General features: G+C 65.7%; 13 protein-coding genes and 2 pseudogenes. 10 read left to right on the top strand and 5 right to left on the bottom strand.

The annotated features are described in order from the left end of the window. Positions 1–199: 199 nt before the first annotated feature. Positions 200–1114: pseudogene (locus tag ACTXPP_RS07790) on the bottom strand (IS3 family transposase); the annotation flags it as partial. Positions 1115–1199: 85 nt separating this feature from the next. Beyond that, a pseudogene (locus ACTXPP_RS07785) lies at positions 1200–1418 on the bottom strand (transposase); the annotation flags it as partial. Between the two features lie 125 nt (positions 1419–1543). On the opposite strand from ACTXPP_RS07785, the gene ACTXPP_RS07780 reads away from it, so the two are divergent. Further along, the gene (locus ACTXPP_RS07780; protein ID WP_443341630.1) at positions 1544–1936 is read left to right on the top strand and encodes a transposase; all 393 of its coding nucleotides are present in this window, start codon (positions 1544–1546) and stop codon (positions 1934–1936) included. Between the two features lie 333 nt (positions 1937–2269). On the opposite strand, the gene lepA is transcribed toward ACTXPP_RS07780, so the two are convergent. Next, on the bottom strand, positions 2270–4120 hold the full coding sequence (gene lepA / locus ACTXPP_RS07775) for a translation elongation factor 4 (RefSeq protein ID WP_443341628.1): 1851 nt from the start codon (positions 4118–4120) through the stop codon (positions 2270–2272). Positions 4121–4291: 171 nt separating this feature from the next. Here lepA and ACTXPP_RS07770 point away from each other — a divergent pair, with 171 nt between their 5' ends. From ACTXPP_RS07770 to ACTXPP_RS07750, 5 genes are read left to right on the top strand one after another with little or no spacing between them, the layout of a single operon-like run. After that, positions 4292–4660 carry a hypothetical protein gene (locus ACTXPP_RS07770; RefSeq protein ID WP_443341626.1) on the top strand — a complete coding sequence of 123 codons (369 nt, stop codon included), beginning with the start codon at positions 4292–4294 and terminating at the stop codon, positions 4658–4660. 46 nt (positions 4661–4706) lie between these two features. Next, a complete protein-coding gene (locus tag ACTXPP_RS07765; protein WP_443341624.1) occupies positions 4707–5228 on the top strand; it encodes a type II toxin-antitoxin system PemK/MazF family toxin in 522 nt (173 codons plus the stop codon). Between the two features lie 14 nt (positions 5229–5242). Next, positions 5243–5914 carry an alpha-ketoglutarate-dependent dioxygenase AlkB family protein gene (locus ACTXPP_RS07760; protein ID WP_441449751.1) on the top strand — a complete coding sequence of 224 codons (672 nt, stop codon included), beginning with the start codon at positions 5243–5245 and terminating at the stop codon, positions 5912–5914. Between the two features lie 4 nt (positions 5915–5918). Continuing rightward, positions 5919–6554, top strand: coding sequence for a DNA-3-methyladenine glycosylase I (locus ACTXPP_RS07755; RefSeq protein ID WP_441449752.1), 636 nt, complete (start codon positions 5919–5921; stop codon positions 6552–6554). Positions 6555–6608: 54 nt separating this feature from the next. Beyond that, positions 6609–7631, top strand: a complete 1023-nt coding sequence (locus tag ACTXPP_RS07750; RefSeq protein WP_441449753.1) for a hypothetical protein — start codon at positions 6609–6611, stop codon at positions 7629–7631. On the opposite strand, the gene ACTXPP_RS07745 is transcribed toward ACTXPP_RS07750, so the two are convergent. Further along, the gene (locus ACTXPP_RS07745) at positions 7632–8573 is read right to left on the bottom strand and encodes an SDR family NAD(P)-dependent oxidoreductase (protein ID WP_301495380.1); all 942 of its coding nucleotides are present in this window, start codon (positions 8571–8573) and stop codon (positions 7632–7634) included. A 73-nt stretch (positions 8574–8646) separates the two neighbouring features. After that, positions 8647–9009, bottom strand: a complete 363-nt coding sequence (locus ACTXPP_RS07740; protein WP_367618746.1) for a dihydrofolate reductase family protein — start codon at positions 9007–9009, stop codon at positions 8647–8649. A gap of 462 nt (positions 9010–9471) precedes the next feature. Here ACTXPP_RS07740 and rpsT point away from each other — a divergent pair, with 462 nt between their 5' ends. The 4 genes from rpsT (at position 9472) to ACTXPP_RS07720 (ending at position 17350) form a co-directional block, all read left to right on the top strand. Then, a complete protein-coding gene (gene rpsT, locus ACTXPP_RS07735) occupies positions 9472–9738 on the top strand; it encodes a 30S ribosomal protein S20 (protein ID WP_301495377.1) in 267 nt (88 codons plus the stop codon). 151 nt (positions 9739–9889) lie between these two features. Next, on the top strand, positions 9890–10879 hold the full coding sequence (locus tag ACTXPP_RS07730; protein ID WP_301495375.1) for an alpha/beta hydrolase family protein: 990 nt from the start codon (positions 9890–9892) through the stop codon (positions 10877–10879). Positions 10880–10980: 101 nt separating this feature from the next. After that, complete coding sequence (locus ACTXPP_RS07725; RefSeq protein ID WP_301495373.1) at positions 10981–13911, top strand: PD-(D/E)XK nuclease family protein; 2931 nt, start codon at positions 10981–10983, stop codon at positions 13909–13911. After that, entirely contained in the window at positions 13901–17350 is a 3450-nt protein-coding gene (locus tag ACTXPP_RS07720) for a UvrD-helicase domain-containing protein (protein ID WP_443341622.1), read from the top strand. Before ACTXPP_RS07725 ends, ACTXPP_RS07720 begins: the two co-directional genes overlap by 11 nt. The last annotated feature ends 71 nt before the right edge of the window (positions 17351–17421 follow it).

Raw genomic sequence — 17421 nt, 5'->3', positions numbered from 1 at the left:
GCAGAGCGAGGATCAACCTCGCGAACTGAACACCCGAGCATTCCAAGATCCGTGGTCAGCCTACCACTGCACTCTACGCCGCTGACTCAATCTGTTGGACTGCCGAACTCGGCTTGGGCATCGACAACGTTGCCACGCTAGAGATGCCACGGCACACCTGAAGCACGCCGGGGTTTGTAGAGGAGCACTTGTCTGTTGATCAGGCCGCGACAGCCTGCTTGTCGAGCAGCTGACGATGAGCCTGAACCGGCGGCACGTAGCCGACCGCTGAATGCAGTCGCCGAGTGTTGTACCACCCGACCCACTTCGATGTCTCCACGATGACGTCCGTCAACGCCGGCCATGTTCGCCGGTCGATCAGCTCAGCCTTGAACACCGAGTTCAGTGCCTCGGCCATCGCATTGTCGTAGGAGTCACCCTTGGACCCTACCGACGCGACGACCTTCGAGTCCGCCAACGACTTGCCGTAGGCCACCGACCGATATTGAACTCCGCGGTCCGAGTGGTGGATCAGCCCGGACACATCCTGGCCTGCCCGAAGGCGGGCAGACAGTGCCATGTCGAGGGCATCGCGGGCCAGCGAGGCCCGCAGGTGGTTGGTGACGTGCCAGCCGACGATCTCACGGGTGGCGGCGTCCAGGACGAACGCGGCGTACACCCATCCGGCCCGGGTGGGGATGTAGGTGATGTCCGCGACCCACAACATGTTCGGGAACTCCACGTCGAAGTCACGGTCGACCAGATCATCCGGGCACTCATCAGCGTCGGCACTGCGTGTGGCAGGTTTCTTCGCCCGCCGGCGGATCCCGCGGAGACCTTCACGGCCCATGATCCGTTCCACGGTGCAGCGGGCGACGTGGCCGAATGTTCCTTCGCGGTTGATCTCGGCCCACAGTTTCCGCGCGCCGTAGCAGGAGTAGTTGTCGGCGTAGATGCAGTGCAGTGCAGCGGCGACCTCGTCGTCTCGGACGGACCGGGCAGAGGCAGGACGGCTTTTCACGGCGTAGTACGTGCTCACGGCGATGCGGGCGGGTGTGTCTGACAGCACCCGGATGATCGGCTCGACTCCGTAGTGAGCACGGTTGTCGTCGATGAAGTCGACGACTACTTGTGTGGGTAGCTCGAGCGTCCGCCGCGAAGAAAGCCGAGGCCTTCTTCAGGATCTCGTTGGCGCGTTGGGATTCGGTGAGTTCTTTGCGTAGCCTGCGGTTTTCTGCTTCCAGGTCAACTGACTCCGTCGGGGCGGACATGCCGGATTCCTTGTGTGCGCGGACCCAGATCCGCAGGGTTTCACGCGAGATGTTGAGGTCGTCGGCGATGCGGGAGACTGCGCCGCGGGCGGTGTCGGGGTCGCCTTGTGCGTGCAGGACAAGTTCGATGGCCCTGGCTTTCAGTTCGGGTGTGTACTTCGAGGGCATGGGGTTGCTCGTTTGCAATCCTGTTCCCTCCATTAAACCCGGGGCGATTCACGACGGGACACCGCGGACGGTCCGGGGATCCGTTGTACAGGATCAGGCGGCTCCTACTTACCAGGAAGTCGTTGGTGACCCCGAAGAACGCGTTGAAGCTCGACGACGTGCCCACCAGTGATGTGCATCTGCCGGTGCAGGTGACGTGGCACTTCTACCAGGAGATTCTTGCCGCCTACCAAGCGGACCGGTCCAGGGACGGGAAACTACGGATGTTCAAGGTGATCAAGGCGCCGCACGTGAAGATCTCCAAGGATCTGCGGGTGCTGGGCCAGACGCTGTGGCGGCGACGAGCTGACATCCTCGCCTACTTCGACACTGGTGCGTCCAACGCTCCTGGGGAGAACATCAACGGCAAGCTTGAGCACCTGCGGGGTATCGCGTTGGGGTTCAGGAACCACACCAATTACATCTTGCGGTCACTGATCCACTCGGGTGGACTCCAGGAGGCAACCAACGCACTCTGAATCCGGAAGAGCCGGTTAAGCTTATCGGAGATGCGGGAGACCCCGCCGCAGACAATGTCAGGGGCAGCTTACGCGTGAAGAGCTGGTTCAAGGGCCCTGGTTTTCAGTTCGGGCGAGTCCTTCGAGGACACGGGGTTGCTCCCTTGCAGTCTTGTCCCCTCCGTTAAACTCGGGCGATTCAGCTCCCATAAGCTTCACCGACGGATCGCTCAGTGGTTCAATAGCTTCGAATAATACCGGCTGCGGACGGCGTTGATCAGACATATCGTTAACGACCGGTCCAGATCCGACGACACACTGTGCCCCACACTCCAACACGAAGAGCTGCTGTCCCTAAACCTCATCCGTCGACAAAGCAGCAACGAACGCTTCCTGAGGCACCGACACCGAGCCGATGTTCTTCATGCGCTTCTTGCCCTCCTTCTGCTTCTCCAGCAGCTTCTTCTTGCGGGAGATGTCGCCACCGTAACACTTGGACAGGACGTCCTTTCGCAGCGCTCGAATATTCGTTCGAGAGATGATCTTTGAACCGATTGCAGCCTGCACCGGCACCTCGAACTGCTGGCGAGGGATCAGCTCCTTCAGCTTCGCCGTCATCTTGTTGCCGTAGTGCAGCGCATGATCCCGGTGCACGATCGCGCTGAACGCATCCACCGGCTCCCCCTGCAGCAGGATGTCCACCTTCACCAGATCAGCCTCCTGCTCGCCGTTCTCCTCGTAGTTCAGCGACGCATAGCCCTTCGTCCGCGACTTCAACATGTCGAAGAAGTCGAAGACGATCTCACCCAACGGCATCCGGTACCGCAGTTCCACACGGTCCACCGACAGGAAGTCCATGTTCTTCATCTGGCCACGCTTGGCCTGGCACAGCTCCATCGTCCCGCCCAGGAACTCCTCCGGCACGATCACCGTCAGATCCACCATCGGCTCATAGACCTCACGCAGCTTGCCCTCCGGCCAATCAGACGGGTTCTGCACATGCATCTCTGTGCCGTCCTCCGCCACCACGCGGTACACCACGCTCGGCGCCGTAGAGATCAGGTCCAGGTCGAACTCGCGCTCCAGACGGTCACGAGTGATCTCCATGTGCAGCAACCCCAGGAAGCCACAGCGGAAACCGAATCCCAGCGCCGTCGAGGTCTCCGGCTCGAACGTCAGCGAGGCATCGTTGAGCTGCAGCTTCTCGATTGCTTCACGCAACTCCGGGTACTGGTTCGCCGAGATCGGGAACAGACCCGAGTACACCATCGGAGTGGGCTCCCGGTAGCCGGTCAGCGGCTCCTCGGCACCATTGACCGCCCACGTCACCGTATCGCCGACCTTCGACTGACGCACATCCTTGGCGCCGGTGATGATGTAGCCCACCTCGCCGACACCCAGCCCCTTCGACTTCTCCGGCTGCGGGGAGATCACACCGACCTCCTGGAGCTCATGGGTCGAACCGGTGGACATCATCTCGATCTTCTGGCGCGGCTCCAGTTTCCCGTCGATCATGCGGATATAGGTCACCACGCCGCGGAAGACGTCGTAGACCGAATCAAAGATCAACGCGCGCGCCGGAGCGTCCTCATCCCCCTCCGGGGCCGGCACCAACTCGCACACCCGGTCCATCATCTCCAGGATGCCCTCACCAGTCTTCGCCGAAATCCGCATCACATCCTCCGGCTCACAACCGATGATGCCCGCGATCTCCTCCGAGTACTTCTCCGGGTCCGCGGCCGGCAGGTCGATCTTGTTGAGGACCGGGATGATCTCCAGGTCGTTCTCCATCGCCAGATACAGGTTCGCCAACGTCTGCGCCTCAATGCCCTGTGCGGCGTCCACCAGCAGGATCGCACCCTCACACGCCTCCAGGGCACGGGAAACCTCATAGGTGAAGTCCACGTGACCGGGGGTGTCGATCAAGTGCAGCACCAGCTGCTCACCCTCGTGCTCACCCGAGCGCGGGATCCACGGCAGACGCACATTCTGCGCCTTGATCGTGATGCCACGCTCGCGCTCGATGTCCATGTTGTCGAGGTATTGGTCGCGCATGTCACGGTCCTCGATGACCCCCGACATCTGCAGGATGCGGTCAGCCAGCGTGGACTTGCCGTGGTCGATGTGCGCGATGATGCAGAAGTTCCGGATCCGCGAAGGGTCGGTGAACGTCTCGCGGGCGTAGTTCTCCTGCTTGGGGGCCATGGGTGTCGTCCTCCTGGTGGTTGTTGCCGATCAGGTCGAGCCTACCCTGTCGCGATCCCCGTACCGGAGTTGCTCGGCAGATCAAGACACCCTCGCGGCACCCGCCACCGCTTTCCCGCTCCCGCGACCTCCGGTAGTTTCGATGATGCGACTACCTCACGAGGTGATCAGATGAAGCTCCACATCAGGGATATGGTGGTGTCCGTCCTGGTTGCAGTCGGTATGGTCCTGCTGGCCGACCGGATGGCCCCCGACCCGGACTCGGCCGTGGAGTACACCGTCACTGCCCTGTTCGGGAGCTTCTTCGGACTGGTGTTCACCCTGATCGGTAGCTTCCGCCCCCACGACGTCGCGGTGCGGTACTACGGTGTCGTACTGCTCGTCCTTCTCGGAGCAGCCGGGCTGCTCCTGATGGACATACATCTTGGTCTCATCGGTCTGACCCTGCCCTATGCGCTCCCGCTGGTCCTTCCGGTGTTCCTCATACGCTGCGCAGCGTGGTACTGGACGACCCGCCGGCGCCCGAGAGCTGACCGGTGACAGCGCCGTGACCACCTCCCGCCCCGACCGGGTACCATCGGTAGCCATGAATCTCGTCCGGCGCCTCTTCGAGCGGTACTTCCACCACCGCGGCAACCTCGACGAGGGGCTGGGCGAACTACGCGCCGACCTCGGCCTGGACCAGTCCACCCACACCGCCACCAGGGCCAAGGCCGTCACCGTCACCACCCCGACCAAGGAGCACGCACGCCCGGTCATCTACGCCCCCGACATGGACGGCCAGGCCGATCCCGGCGAGGTCATCTGGTACCACATCCTGCCCGAACGCAACGCCACCCCGGAACTGCGCGCCTGCGTGGTCGTCGGACGCCACCGCCACACCCTGCTCGGCATGATCATCAGCTCCAACACCGACCACGCCGACGAGGACAACTGGGTTCCGATCGGCTCCGGCCTGTGGGACCCACGCGGCCACGAGTGCTGGGCCCGCGCCGACCGCATCGTCGAGATCCCGGAAGCGCAGATCCAACGCCGCGGCGTATCCATGCCCGAGAGACGCTACGACCGCATCGCCGCCACCCTGCGCGCCGACTACCAGTGGACTTAAGCAGACAGAGAGTGATGAACGACAACAACCAACCCACCCTGTTCGACCTCCACGCCCCGGCCTCCGACCTGCCCGACGGTGCCCACCACCGCCCCGCCTGGCTCGACAGTGACCAGCAGCGCTGGATCGCCGCCCAGCACGCCTCATGGGCCAAGGGTCCGGTCCCGCCGCACTCCCCCGAGGTCCACGGCCACCCGATGAGCGTGTCCATGCTGTGCCTCGGCTGGCACTGGAACCCCTCCCGCGGCTACAGCCGCGTCGCCCACGACGTCAACAACCGGGCCGTCCTACCGGTACCCGAATGGCTCGTCACCCTGGGCAGACGCGCGGTGGCCGACGCCACCGGCGACGCGACCCTCGCAGCGTCCTACACCCCCGACGTCGCCCTGGTGAACCACTACGCCGATGCAGCGAAAATGGGCATGCACCGCGACGCCGACGAGCGGTCGGACGCCCCGGTGGTGTCGCTGTCGATCGGTGACACCTGCCGTTTCCGCTTCAGCAACGCCACCACCCGCAACCGGCCGTACACCGATGTGTGGCTGGCCTCCGGGGACCTCTTCGTCTTCGGTGGGCCCGCACGGCGCAACTACCACGGTGTGACGAAGGTCTACCCCAACACCGCGCCCTTCGACTGCGGTGTGCAGGGGCGTCTGAACATCACCCTGCGCGAGACCGGATTCTAGAGACATGGCTGAGTCCACGGCTGGCGACCTCGTCACCGGCGCCGACGGACTGGTACGTCCGGCGTGGGCGGCGGCGTCCGGAATGCTCACCGAGTACTACGACACCGAATGGGGCATGCCGGTCACCGACGAGACCGGCGTATTCGAACGCCTCACCCTGGAGGCCTTCCAGTCCGGGCTGAGCTGGGCGACGGTGCTGCGCAAACGCCCCGCCTTCCGCACCGCCTTCGGCGGTTTCGTGCCGGACGTCGTCGCCGGTTTCGATACCGAGGACGTCGAACGGCTGATGCAGGACGCTGCGATCATCCGCAACCGCCGCAAGATCGAGGCGGCGGTCACCAACGCGCAGGCCACCATCGCCCTGCGGGGACGCTACGGGGCGGGCACGGGACTGTCCGAGTTCGTGTGGTCCTTCCAGCCGTCGACGACCCCTCGGCCGGCAACTGTGGCCGAGGTGCCGACGGTCTCGGCAGAGTCCACCGCGCTGTCGAAGGCGTTGAAGAAGGAAGGTTTCGTATTCGTCGGACCGACCACCATGCACGCACTGATGGAGGCGATCGGGCTGGTGGACACCCACCTGACCGGCTCACATCGGCGCGGCTGCTCCGGGTTGTGGAAGGACGACGGTACCCGCAGGTAGTATCGGTGGCCAAAGATGTGATTCAGAACACATGATCACCGGAGGTGGCCGAGAATGACCAAGGTAGTGACCCCCTACGAGGCATTCGAGCTGGAGATGTGGAGCCTGCGGAACGCCCGCGAACGCCACGCCACCGTGCCGGTCCTCCTCGACTTCGCCGTGCGGCAACGCTCACTGACCCTGCCGGACGCGGTGGAGGCCACCCTGCAGATCTTCCGCCGTTACCGGCCGCGCTACCGGCACAATGCCGAGGTCACCTCCCGCTCCGCCCAGCTGGTGCCGGAGATCGAGGCCTACTCCAACGGCTACCGGGTCTCCGACGGGGCCGCGCGGGTGGAACTGCGGGAACCCTATGTGCTGGACATCGACCTGATCGCCGATGTGGAGGACTCCGGTATCGGACGCCCCGAGGCACCGGTGCTGGAGGGATCCGAGGCGTGGTCGCACCTGCTGGCCCGGCTGGGTGACATCGGTATGGACGTGGACTTCCACGACAACCCGGATGTCGTGGAACGCACCGGGGCGTACACGCTGAACGTGCACACCGCTGTCCCCGGGTCGGTGCCGCCGGCGGAACTGGACACGGCGAATGCCTGGTACGTGCTGCGCCTGGCCCCGGAGCTCGGCGGCGGACGGGTCGACGGTGATGCCGGCGCGGTGATCGCCGAGGTGCTGGGGCACATCTTCGTCGGACATGCCCCGCAGGTGTGGTCGGATCCGCGGATCTGGACCGAGGACGACTCCCCCTGGCCGCAGGGGACGCCGGCGACGAGCCACTGGTGGATGCCGTCGCGTCTGGTCGACCCGGACCTGCTGACCAGCAGGCACTTCACCGAGGTTCAGGCACAGGAGGCGATCGTCGCCGGGCTGGTGGGCATGGCCCGGGCCGGACTACTGCACCACCTGCCGGACTCCGGGGAGATGGGCGCGGTCGACGGGATCCCGAAGGAGTTCCGCTGGGAGCGGGTGTTCGCCGCGGCGTCCGACATCGAGGAGCTGCTGACCGGACGGATGCCGCAGCGGATGGTGTACCCGCCGGCCGATGACCGGCGGACCCGGGATCTGAACGAGCCGTGATCAGAGCGGGAAAGTGACCCCGGTGAGTTCCTCGGAAACCTCCCATAACCTGCGCTGGATGGCCAGGTCATAGGACTGCGGGGAGGACGCGACGACTTCGGGATGCCCCTTGATCTCGCCGGGACTAGTCGGTCCGTAGTACTGCCCGCCGAGCACCGCCGGATCCGTGGCGGCGCGGAGACTGGGCAGTGCGCCCAGCTTCGGGGGCTGCAGGAACAGCGGGGCGATGGCGTTCGTGGCTTTCATCATCCCCTCCGGCAGGTGCCGCATGAGTTCGGTGTTCGAGACACCGGGGTGTGCCATCGCAGAGATGGTGGTGGTGCCGTCGGGGATGCTCGTGCGCTGCTGGAGGCGACGATGCAGCTCATAGCCGAACATCAGGTTCGCCAGCTTGGACTGGCCGTAGGCGGCGACGCGGTCGTATTTCCGACTCTCCCACTGCAGGTCATCGAACTGGATCTTGGCCTTCATCTTGTGGGCGATGCTCGCCACCGTCACCACCCGGGAGTCCTTCACGGGCAGGACGAGGTCCAGGGTCTGGGCGGTCCAGGCGAAGTGCCCCAGGTGGTTCGTGCCGAACTGGAGCTCGAATCCGTCGCGGGTGGTCTGCTTCGGCGGGTACATCACCCCGGCGTTGTTGATGAGCAGGTCGACCTGGTCGACCCGGTCATGCAGTTCGGCGGCGGCACCCTGGACAGACTCGAGTGAGCCGAGGTCCAGGGGCAGAACGGAGATCTCGCCGGCGGTGCCTGCCTGTTCCCCCTGTTCCCTGATCGCAGCTGCGGCCTGTTCACCCTTGTCGGTGTTGCGGACGGCGAGGACCACAGTGGCTCCCCGTTGTGCGAGCACGCGGGCGGTCTCGTAGCCGAGGCCGGTGTTGGCACCGGTGATGACGGCGGTGCGTCCTGTCTGGTCGGGGACGTTGTCTTCGTTCCACTTCATGCGGGGCTCCTTGGTGCACCTGTGCACTGCCGGTCGATGGGGTTCCCCAAGATAGGTCGGAGCCAGGGGCTTTTCAAGGGATGTCCGCAGCGGCCGCCTGTGAGACTCCATAGGTGAGGTGGGTGGCGTTCGGCGTAGGGACGATGTCCTGCTGGGTGAGATCGATCTGCCCTTCCACCAGATCGAACAGTCGCGTCCCCTCACCCATGATCACCGGCGAGAGATGGATGCGGAGTATGTCGACGACACCTGCGGTGAGCGCTCGGTCGATGGTCTCAGCCCCACCCATGATCGAGATTTCCCCGATGCCCGCCGCCTCGCGGGCGAGGGAGACAGCTGAAGCGATACCGTCGGTCACGAATGTGATGCTCTGGGTGAGTCGCACGCTCCCGGGGGCGCGGCGGGTGACCACGAATACCGGCGGCGGTGTGGGCATCTCATGGTGGTAGCCGTAGTTGACCTGGTCGTCCCAGCCGTGGGCCCGTCGACGAAGTCGAACGTCCTGCGGCCCATGATGACTGCGCCTGTGCTGGCGGCGGAATCCTCGAGGAAAGCGCGGTCGTCCGGGGACATCGAGATGTCGGCGACGACGGTACTGGTGGCGGGTGTGGTGTTCACGGGAACCTCCATGGCGGTTCGAGACAAGCGAAACCATTTGGTTTCAGGTTACGTCGACCAGTGACGGCCGTCAACCGCCAGGCAAAAGCACCGGGAACCTCGATTACCTCGACAGGGCGTCCTACTGGTAGTGTTCTGCAGGTTGACCCGCGACCACTCGTGGCGTGCACACCGCAATCGGCAGGACCTTGGGTCGATTGTCAGAGATCGTGTGTCCGGCTGACCCGGGTGGAAGTGGCGAACGATCACAGTATTCACGTTCAGAAAGAGGTAAGCCACCATGGCTAACATCAAGCAGCAGAAGAAGCGCGTCCTCACCAACGAGGCTGCCCGCCTGCGTAACCAGTCCGTCCGCTCCCGCCTGCGCACCGAGACCCGCAAGTTCAACGCCGCCATCGAGGCCGGCGACAAGGCTGCCGCCGAGGCCCAGTTCCGCGCCGTCTCCCGCCAGTTCGACAAGGCTGCCACCAAGGGTGTCATCCACAAGAACAACGCCGCCAACAAGAAGTCCGGCCTGGCTGCCAAGCTGAACAAGCTCGAGGGCTAGTTTCACGACTTTCACGCCACAGTGCTGAACCGCAGCATCCGTGGAGCGCAGAGAAGCGCCGACCAGCATGTCGCTGGTCGGCGCTTTTCGCGTCAGCTCCCCCCGTCATGAGTGAAGGGTTGAGGCGAATCTGCGGAGTATCGTTGGGCAGATGATTCCCTCGACCGATCGCATTCCCGGCGACCACCGCCGGTCGCTCTCACTCTGCCTGGTGACTGTGCTGGGGGCGGGTGCGCTCACTGCTTGCGGTAGTGATGCGGACGAGGATCCCCCTGAGGCGGCAGCGACAGCGGCAGTGTCCACCGATGTCCCCGACGATGAGACACCGGACTCGGGATTCACCGAGCGGGTCCACTATCCGGTCAGCGACGGCCCCGCGGATCCCGAGCAGAACTGGGCAGACCTGTATCTCCCGGACGATGCAGAAGACTCCGAGTCCATTCCCCTGGTCGTCCTCGTGCGCGGCGGGGCGTGGAACCACCGGTCCAACGGCGCCGATGACGTCCGCGACATCGCCCACAGCCTGACCGACCGTGGCCTGGCGGTCTACAACGTGGAATACCGGGACGTGGACAGTGGCAACGGTGGGTGGCCGGAGACCTACACCGATGCCGCCGACGCGATGGACACCGTCCCGGAGGTTCACGAGCGGCACCCGGAGATCAGCATCGAGAACTCCACCGTGGTCGGACACAGTTCGGGGGCGCAGCTGGCGATCTGGTCGGCCACCCGCGACAACCTGGAGGCTGACGAGGAAGGTGCCGACCCGGAGTTCGTACCGCAGCACGTGGTGACCCTCGCCGGCCCACTTGACCTGGAGTGGGACGCCGAAACCGCGGACGCCAACACCATCGAGGTCCTCGGTGGTACGCCGGACGAGAAGTCGGAACTCTATGCGAGCATCGACCCGATCCAGAACATCGATCCGGATATCCCGGTTGTCGCCGTGCACGGTGAGGACGATTCGCTGGTCGATCCCGAGAACTCCGAACGCTTCGTCGCCAGGGCGAAGCGTGACGGCGCCGATGCTGAGCTGGTCCTGCTCGACGGCGAGAACCACGTGTCCTTCCTCAAGGAGAAATCGGCGGCGTTCGCTCAGGTCGTGGACATCATCGAGCGGGTGGCGACGGGGTCCTCCTAAGCATCCGGCTCCTCATTGGTATGCGGCCTCGGCAGGACTGTTCGAACACCGCCAAGCCACAGCGGTCATTTCGTGTCCGAGGCCTCCGATAGTCTGGCAGCATGAACATCACCTTCGGCTGGAGCTACGACGGCGCCCGCTGGTCGAACAGGACCGTGTCCGGAACCCTCAGCGAGGTCGTCGCGGGGCCTGCCCAACTGGCGGGCATCCTGGCCACTCGGCTGGCCTGCACCATCCCCGAGCCTGACCGTCCGGCACGCATCGCTGCCGTCCGCCGCGCCATGGGCACCGCACTGGCCGCGGCAGACACCGGCCCTCTGGCCCACGTCGCCTCCAGCTACCGGGCCGACCCCTGGTCGCTGGCCCGCACCATGCTGGACTGGCGCGACCAACTGGTCACCGCCGGGTGGGACGGACGTGCCGGACAGGACGCCTCCCCGCGCCTCACGTTGCTCTCCCAGGTCAACTCCGCCGCCACCCGGGATCCGCAATGGACACCCGGTGCCGCCGACCAGCTGAGGGACGTCGCCGACATCCTGCGCGACTTGGCCGGCTCCGCCTCCGGTGGAGCCGACACGTGGCCCTTGGGGATCACCGGTATCGATCTCGACAACCACCGCGCCGACCTGCCCCCGGTGTGGCAGCGCATCCTCACCGACCTGGCCACCCTCGGTGTCACGGTGACCGAGGTAGATGCTCCGGACGACCTCTCCGACCTGCAGGTGGTCACCACGGACACCGAGTGGGACGCCGCCACGGCCGGGGCGAGGCTTCTCAACGGGGCTCTCAGGGAGAAGCGGGAGCCCCTCACCGTCGTGGCTTCCCGTCCGACCGAGCTCCTCGACCGGGAGCTCTCCCGGCGCGACTTGCCACAGGTCGGGGTACGCGCAGCTTCCGGGGAACGCTCCTTCGCCCAGATCGTATCGGTCTTCCTCGCCGCAGCGACCGCCCCACCGGACATCCACGCGATCGGCACGCTGCTGCAGCACACGGTAACGACGACCACCATCAACACAGACACAGACCCGGGCACCGGCCCTGTCACCGTCCCCGTCCGCCTGGTGCCGAAGGATCTCCGCCACGCCCTGCTCGGGGCGTTGAGCAACGAACCTGGTGTCGGCGGCCCAGAATGGCGCAAGGCCATCGAGGCCACCGTCCAGATCTACTCCGACCCCGAGACCGCCGATCCGGCGAAGGCGGATCTCACCAGGGACCTCGACCGGATCCTGCACCGGGAACAGCTCGCCGAAGAAACCGATCCCGAGGGACGCACCGGCTACCCGGCCGACACGGTCACCGCGCACCTGTCGTGGCTCGCCACACGCCTCGCTGCGCTGGACAGGATCAACAACGGTTCTGATGAGGACACCGAATCAGACTCGGATCTCTCCCGGGTTGCCGCCGGTACCCGCACCGCAGCGGAGATTGTCTCCTCCCTGGGCGAGGAGCTGATCAGTCCCCGGGAACTGCACGCCATCGTCGCCGACTGCACCCCGAGCACCACCAGTGGTGGTGGTGCGCAGGCAAGCGACCTACTCGACGTGGTGTCCTCCCCCGCCCAGCTCGGCACCGGTTCCGCTGAGGTGTTGTGGTGGATCCCGGTGGACGACCTGAGTAGTCCTGCCCCGGTGTTCCGCCCGGCCGAGATCACCGCCCTGGCCGACTGCGGTATCGAGCTTCCCGACCGGCACGCCACCGCCTCCCTGGTGCTCGACTCCCATCTGCGGGCCCTACGCCGACGCGGCAGGGTGTGCGCCATCCTCCCGGCGGAGGTCGACGGTGAAGCTGCCGCAGCTCACCCGGCACTGACCTTCCTCGCCGACGATCTGCGCAGACGCCTCGGGGCCACCTCCCTGGAGGACGCTCTTGCCGATGCGAAAGTTCCCGGAGCCAGGCTCACCCCGGATGATGCCACGACACCGCGCCCCACCGACCCGGTGCGTCCTGACCCGGTGGAGCGCACCATCGCCCCCGGTGAGCACCTCGTCCCGGACTACCTCAGCTACTCGCAGTGGACCTCGCTGCTGGCACACCCACTGGAGTGGCTGCTGGAACGCCAGCTCGGCATCCGCGCCGGAGGTCTCACCGACCTGCCGCAAGGCAACCAGATGATCGGAACCTACCTGCATGCCGTGGTCGAGGGCATCGTCGATGACCGACTGGCCGGCAGCGAGGAACCGGTCACCGTCATCGCCGAGGTGTCGGAGATCCGGGAGCGTATGGACGACCTCCTGCCGCAGTACGCCTCACCACTACTGCTCCCCGGCCAGAGTCGGCAGCGCGGGATCGTCCTGGACCACGGCACCACCGCCATCCACGGCCTCTTCACCTCCCTTGCTGCGGCCGGTGTCCGCATCGCCGCAGCCGAGGCGAAGTACACCACCACCATCCGTGGATCGCGCGGGGCCGGCGGCGAGGAGTTGCGTCTCGGCGGCTACCGGGACCTCGACGTCATCCTGGCCGACGGCACCCGCGGGGTGATCGACCTGAAGTACACGAACTCGAAGAAGAAGTACCGTGAGCTCCTCGAGGAGGGAGCTGCACTGCAGCTCGCCGTCTACGCCTACTCCGTGGCCGACGGCGGGCAGCTCGCCGACGTCCCGGTGGCCTACTTCTCACTGAAACAGAACCGGATGGACACCAACTCGCCCGCCTTCGGCTCCCCCGACATCCTCACGGTATCCCCGCGCGACAACGGTGCTGTTGATGCCGACACCCTCTTCGACCGCGCGGTCACCGGGGTCAACCGCATCTTCGACGACCTGCGGGACGGACGCGTCGTGGACATCGGCAACATCCTGGATTCCGACGAATGGACCGCACTCGGAAAACAGCTCAAGAAGGCCGCCGGACGGGGATCATTGTCCCCCGACGACGTCATCGACGCCTCGCCCTACTCCCCCGAGCAGGTGAAGCGCTACACCGAGGCCGTGGATGCGGCCACGAACCTCGGCTTCATTCCCACCGAGATCGTCAAGTACACCGCATTCGACCTGATCACCGGAAAGACAGGAGACTACAGTGAGCGCTGACCGCTCCCCCTCGCACTACACGGTGATCAAGGCATCCGCGGGATCAGGCAAGACCTACCGACTGACCCAGGAACTCACCGAGCGGCTCAGCCGTCGCCGCGCCGACGGCACCCCGGAGTTCCGACCCTCCGAGATCATCGCCACGACCTTCACCCGCAAGGCCGCCGCCGAACTGTCCGGACGTATCCGTGAGCACCTCGTCGACTCCGGGGAGTTGGCGCAGGCCGCCGCGATGCCCACCTCACTGATCGGCACCGTCAACTCCATCACCGGGAACATCCTGCAGGAGTTCGCCGTCGACGCCGGACGCTCCCCCGAACTCGCCGTGCTCTCCGAGACGGCACAGGCCCGGGCATTCTCCCTCGCCGTCGACGAGATCATCGCCGGTGCCGAGGAAGACCACCGGGCTCTGCTGGTCCGCATGGGGTACAACCTGGGCCCCGACGACCAGGAGATGTACAACCACGGCAAGGTGAACTGGGCGAAGACCGTACGCAAAGTCATCGACCTTGCCCGCTCCAACGACATCGATCCGGATGAGTTCCCTGCCCTGGCTGAAAAGAGTGAGACGGGCCTTTTCGCCGCACTGAACGACGTCGCCGGAGAAGCCGGATCTGGCGGGCGAGGTGTCGGTGATGCCCGGCGTGCCATCACCGACACCATCACCCGGGTCATCAGCGACGTACGGGCCGACCTATCCGAGGGATCCGTCCGGAAAACCTCCATCGGACCGCTGGAAGAACTCATCGGACCGGCCGAACGTTTCGTCCTCGACGTGACCACCGACCCCGACACGGCAGCGACGATCACCTGGTCGGAATGGTTCGCCGCCGCCGAAGGCAAAGTCCCCGGCGCCACCCGCAAACCCACCAAGCCCTGGGAGACCGCCTTCGCCGACCAGGTGCCCGCCGAGGTCTTCGCCGCAGACCCCGGCCTCCGCGGGGATCTCAAGACACTGATCCGCCTGGTGTTCGACACCGCCCGGGACTGCCTGACCGCCTACTCCGACTACAAGCAGGCACTCGGACAGATCGACTTCACCGACCAGGAACAACTCACCCTGCACCTGCTGCGCGAGGATTCCCCGCGCGGCCAGGTCGTGCGCGACACCCTGGCCGAACGATTCCGGATCCTCGTCGTCGACGAGTTCCAGGACACCAGCCCACTGCAACTCGCCCTGTTCACCGAACTCGGTGCCCTCGTCGACGAAGTGATCTGGGTCGGTGACCCGAAGCAATCCGTCTACGGCTTCCGTGGGGCCGACCCTTCACTGATGTCGGATGCCCTGGAGGTGATCACCGCCGGTGGCGGATCCACCGACATCCTGCACCACTCCTGGCGAACCCACGAGGTACCGCTGGACCTGAGCAACCGCCTGTTCTCCCGGGTCTTCGACGGGGAGCCCGGCACCGACAACCCCAACGGCGAGGTGTGGCTGGACGTGCCCGACCCCCTGGCCGAGAAGCACGCCGACGGTGATGTTCAGGTGTGGGTTCCCGCTAAAGGCACGCACAAGACACAGCTGGACCTGTGGTTCACCCGGGTGGCCCGGGGCCTGCTCGACCTGCAGCACGCCGAAGGTGTCCCCGAGAAGGGTCGTGCCGTACTGGCCCGCACCAACTCCCATGCCGACAAACTCCGTGATGCGCTGCGTTCCTGGGGCGTCCCCGTCGAGGGTGGCGGCACTCCCCTGTTGTCGACCCGGGAAGGTGCGACGGTACGGGCAGCCTGCGCCTGGCTGATCGACCCGTCCGACACCCAGGCGTTGGTCGAACTGATCAGCATCCTCGGCGACCACCCCGCCCACACCAGCTGGTTCGACCAGCTGACCTCGCCAGATACCGCACCCGACAAAGCCGCCCGCAAAAAGCTGCTGGATGAGTGGGCGAAGGACGACTCGCTAGCTGCACTGGTGGCGGTACGTCCCCTCCTGGCCCAGCACACCGTCACCGACACCCTGATCGCCGTGGTGGATGCGCTCGACCTGCGCGCCAGGGTGGCGTCCTGGGCCGACCCCGGGGAACGTACCGGTGCGGTCAACGGCCTACTCCAGGCCGCCGCCGACTACACCGACGACGCGGTCAACGCCGGAGACCCGGTGACCCTGTCCGGATTCCTGACCTACCTCGACCCCGACAGCCACGATGATGACTCCACCGTGCCCACCACCCGTCCGGCCCGCACCGCCGACGCCGTGGTGGTCAACACCATCCACCAGGCCAAGGGACTCGAATGGGACACCGTGGTGGTGATGCCACCGCGGCCGAGCGACCGGTTCCGCGCCGCCGGGGTGTGGGTCGACGCGCCCGACACCGTCTCCCTGGACGCTCCCCTGGCCGGACGTTCCCTTCGGTTCTGGCCGGAGACGCTGCTGGGCAGCCCCGTGCTCACCGAGGTACTGTCCGGCACCGAGGTCCAGGAAACCCGGCGTGAGACCGAGCGTGAGGAAGAGCAACGCCTGTTGTACGTGGCGATGACCCGGTCGAGGCGTCGCACCGTCCTGGCACCGCACAACACCCTGGAGGACCTAGCGGCGTTCGCCGACACCGATCTCGGGTTGACCGAGGTCGTCGGTGTCGAGGATCCGGACACCGGGGCCACCGACCGCTGTGGCCTGCAGATCACCTGGGAGGAGAGTGCCGACTTCTTCGAATGCCCGGTCCACGAGGTATCCAGCCACCTGGAGGCATTGACTACGTTGCTCAACGACGGCACAGAACGCCCGGTCCATCCTGCAGCCCTGCTCGACGCTGACCGGCATTCCACGGTCAACCCGGTCGACACTCCGGTCAGCGCTTCGGTAAGTGCTTCGGTCAGTCCTCCGGAGAACACCGGCGGATCCGGCAGCTTCCTCCCCGCCACCTTCACCGCCAGCTCGGTGAAGGCCACCGATGAGGTACGCGGTTCAGCAACCGTCGCCGAGATCGCCGATCTCGGGGAGCCTCTGATCAACGGTGGCGGGAAGGAGTGGAACAAAGTCGGTGACTGCATCCACTCCTACCTCGCCGCCCCACTGGGTTCCCTCGACAAGGAACTGAAGCGCACCACCGCCGAGCGTCTGGTCACCTCCTGGCGTGTCGGCGACCGGGTGACCGCCGAACAGGTCGTGGAATGCGGCGAGCGCTGGACGGCCTGGGTGACAGCCACCTACCCCGGCGCACAGATCAACTCGGAGGTCCCGTTCACCTGGACCAACCCGCAGTCCCAGCGGGCCAAGGGCTGGTTGGATGGACTGCTCACCCTCCCCGACGGGACACGGGTGGTCGTCGACCACAAGACCTACCCCGGCAAGGACCCGGTTCAGAAAGTGGAGACCGATTACCTCGGCCAGATGGACACCTACCGCCAGGCGCTGACCGACATCGACGGAACCCCACCGACCGGGATCCTCATTCACCTGCCGCTACGTGGCGAGGTTCTCGAGGTGCGGTTCGGATAGCGACCAAAACGCCGGCTCCCGGTCCCCCCCCCTGTCTGTGGGTTGATCGTGCAGCGCACGGCCCCCAGCAC

The organism is Candidatus Corynebacterium faecigallinarum (assembly GCF_052264515.1).
Classification (GTDB): Bacteria; Actinomycetota; Actinomycetes; order Mycobacteriales; family Mycobacteriaceae; genus Corynebacterium; species Corynebacterium faecigallinarum.
Note: the sequence above shows the minus strand (reverse complement) of the source record. Positions and strands in the feature narration are given on the sequence as shown.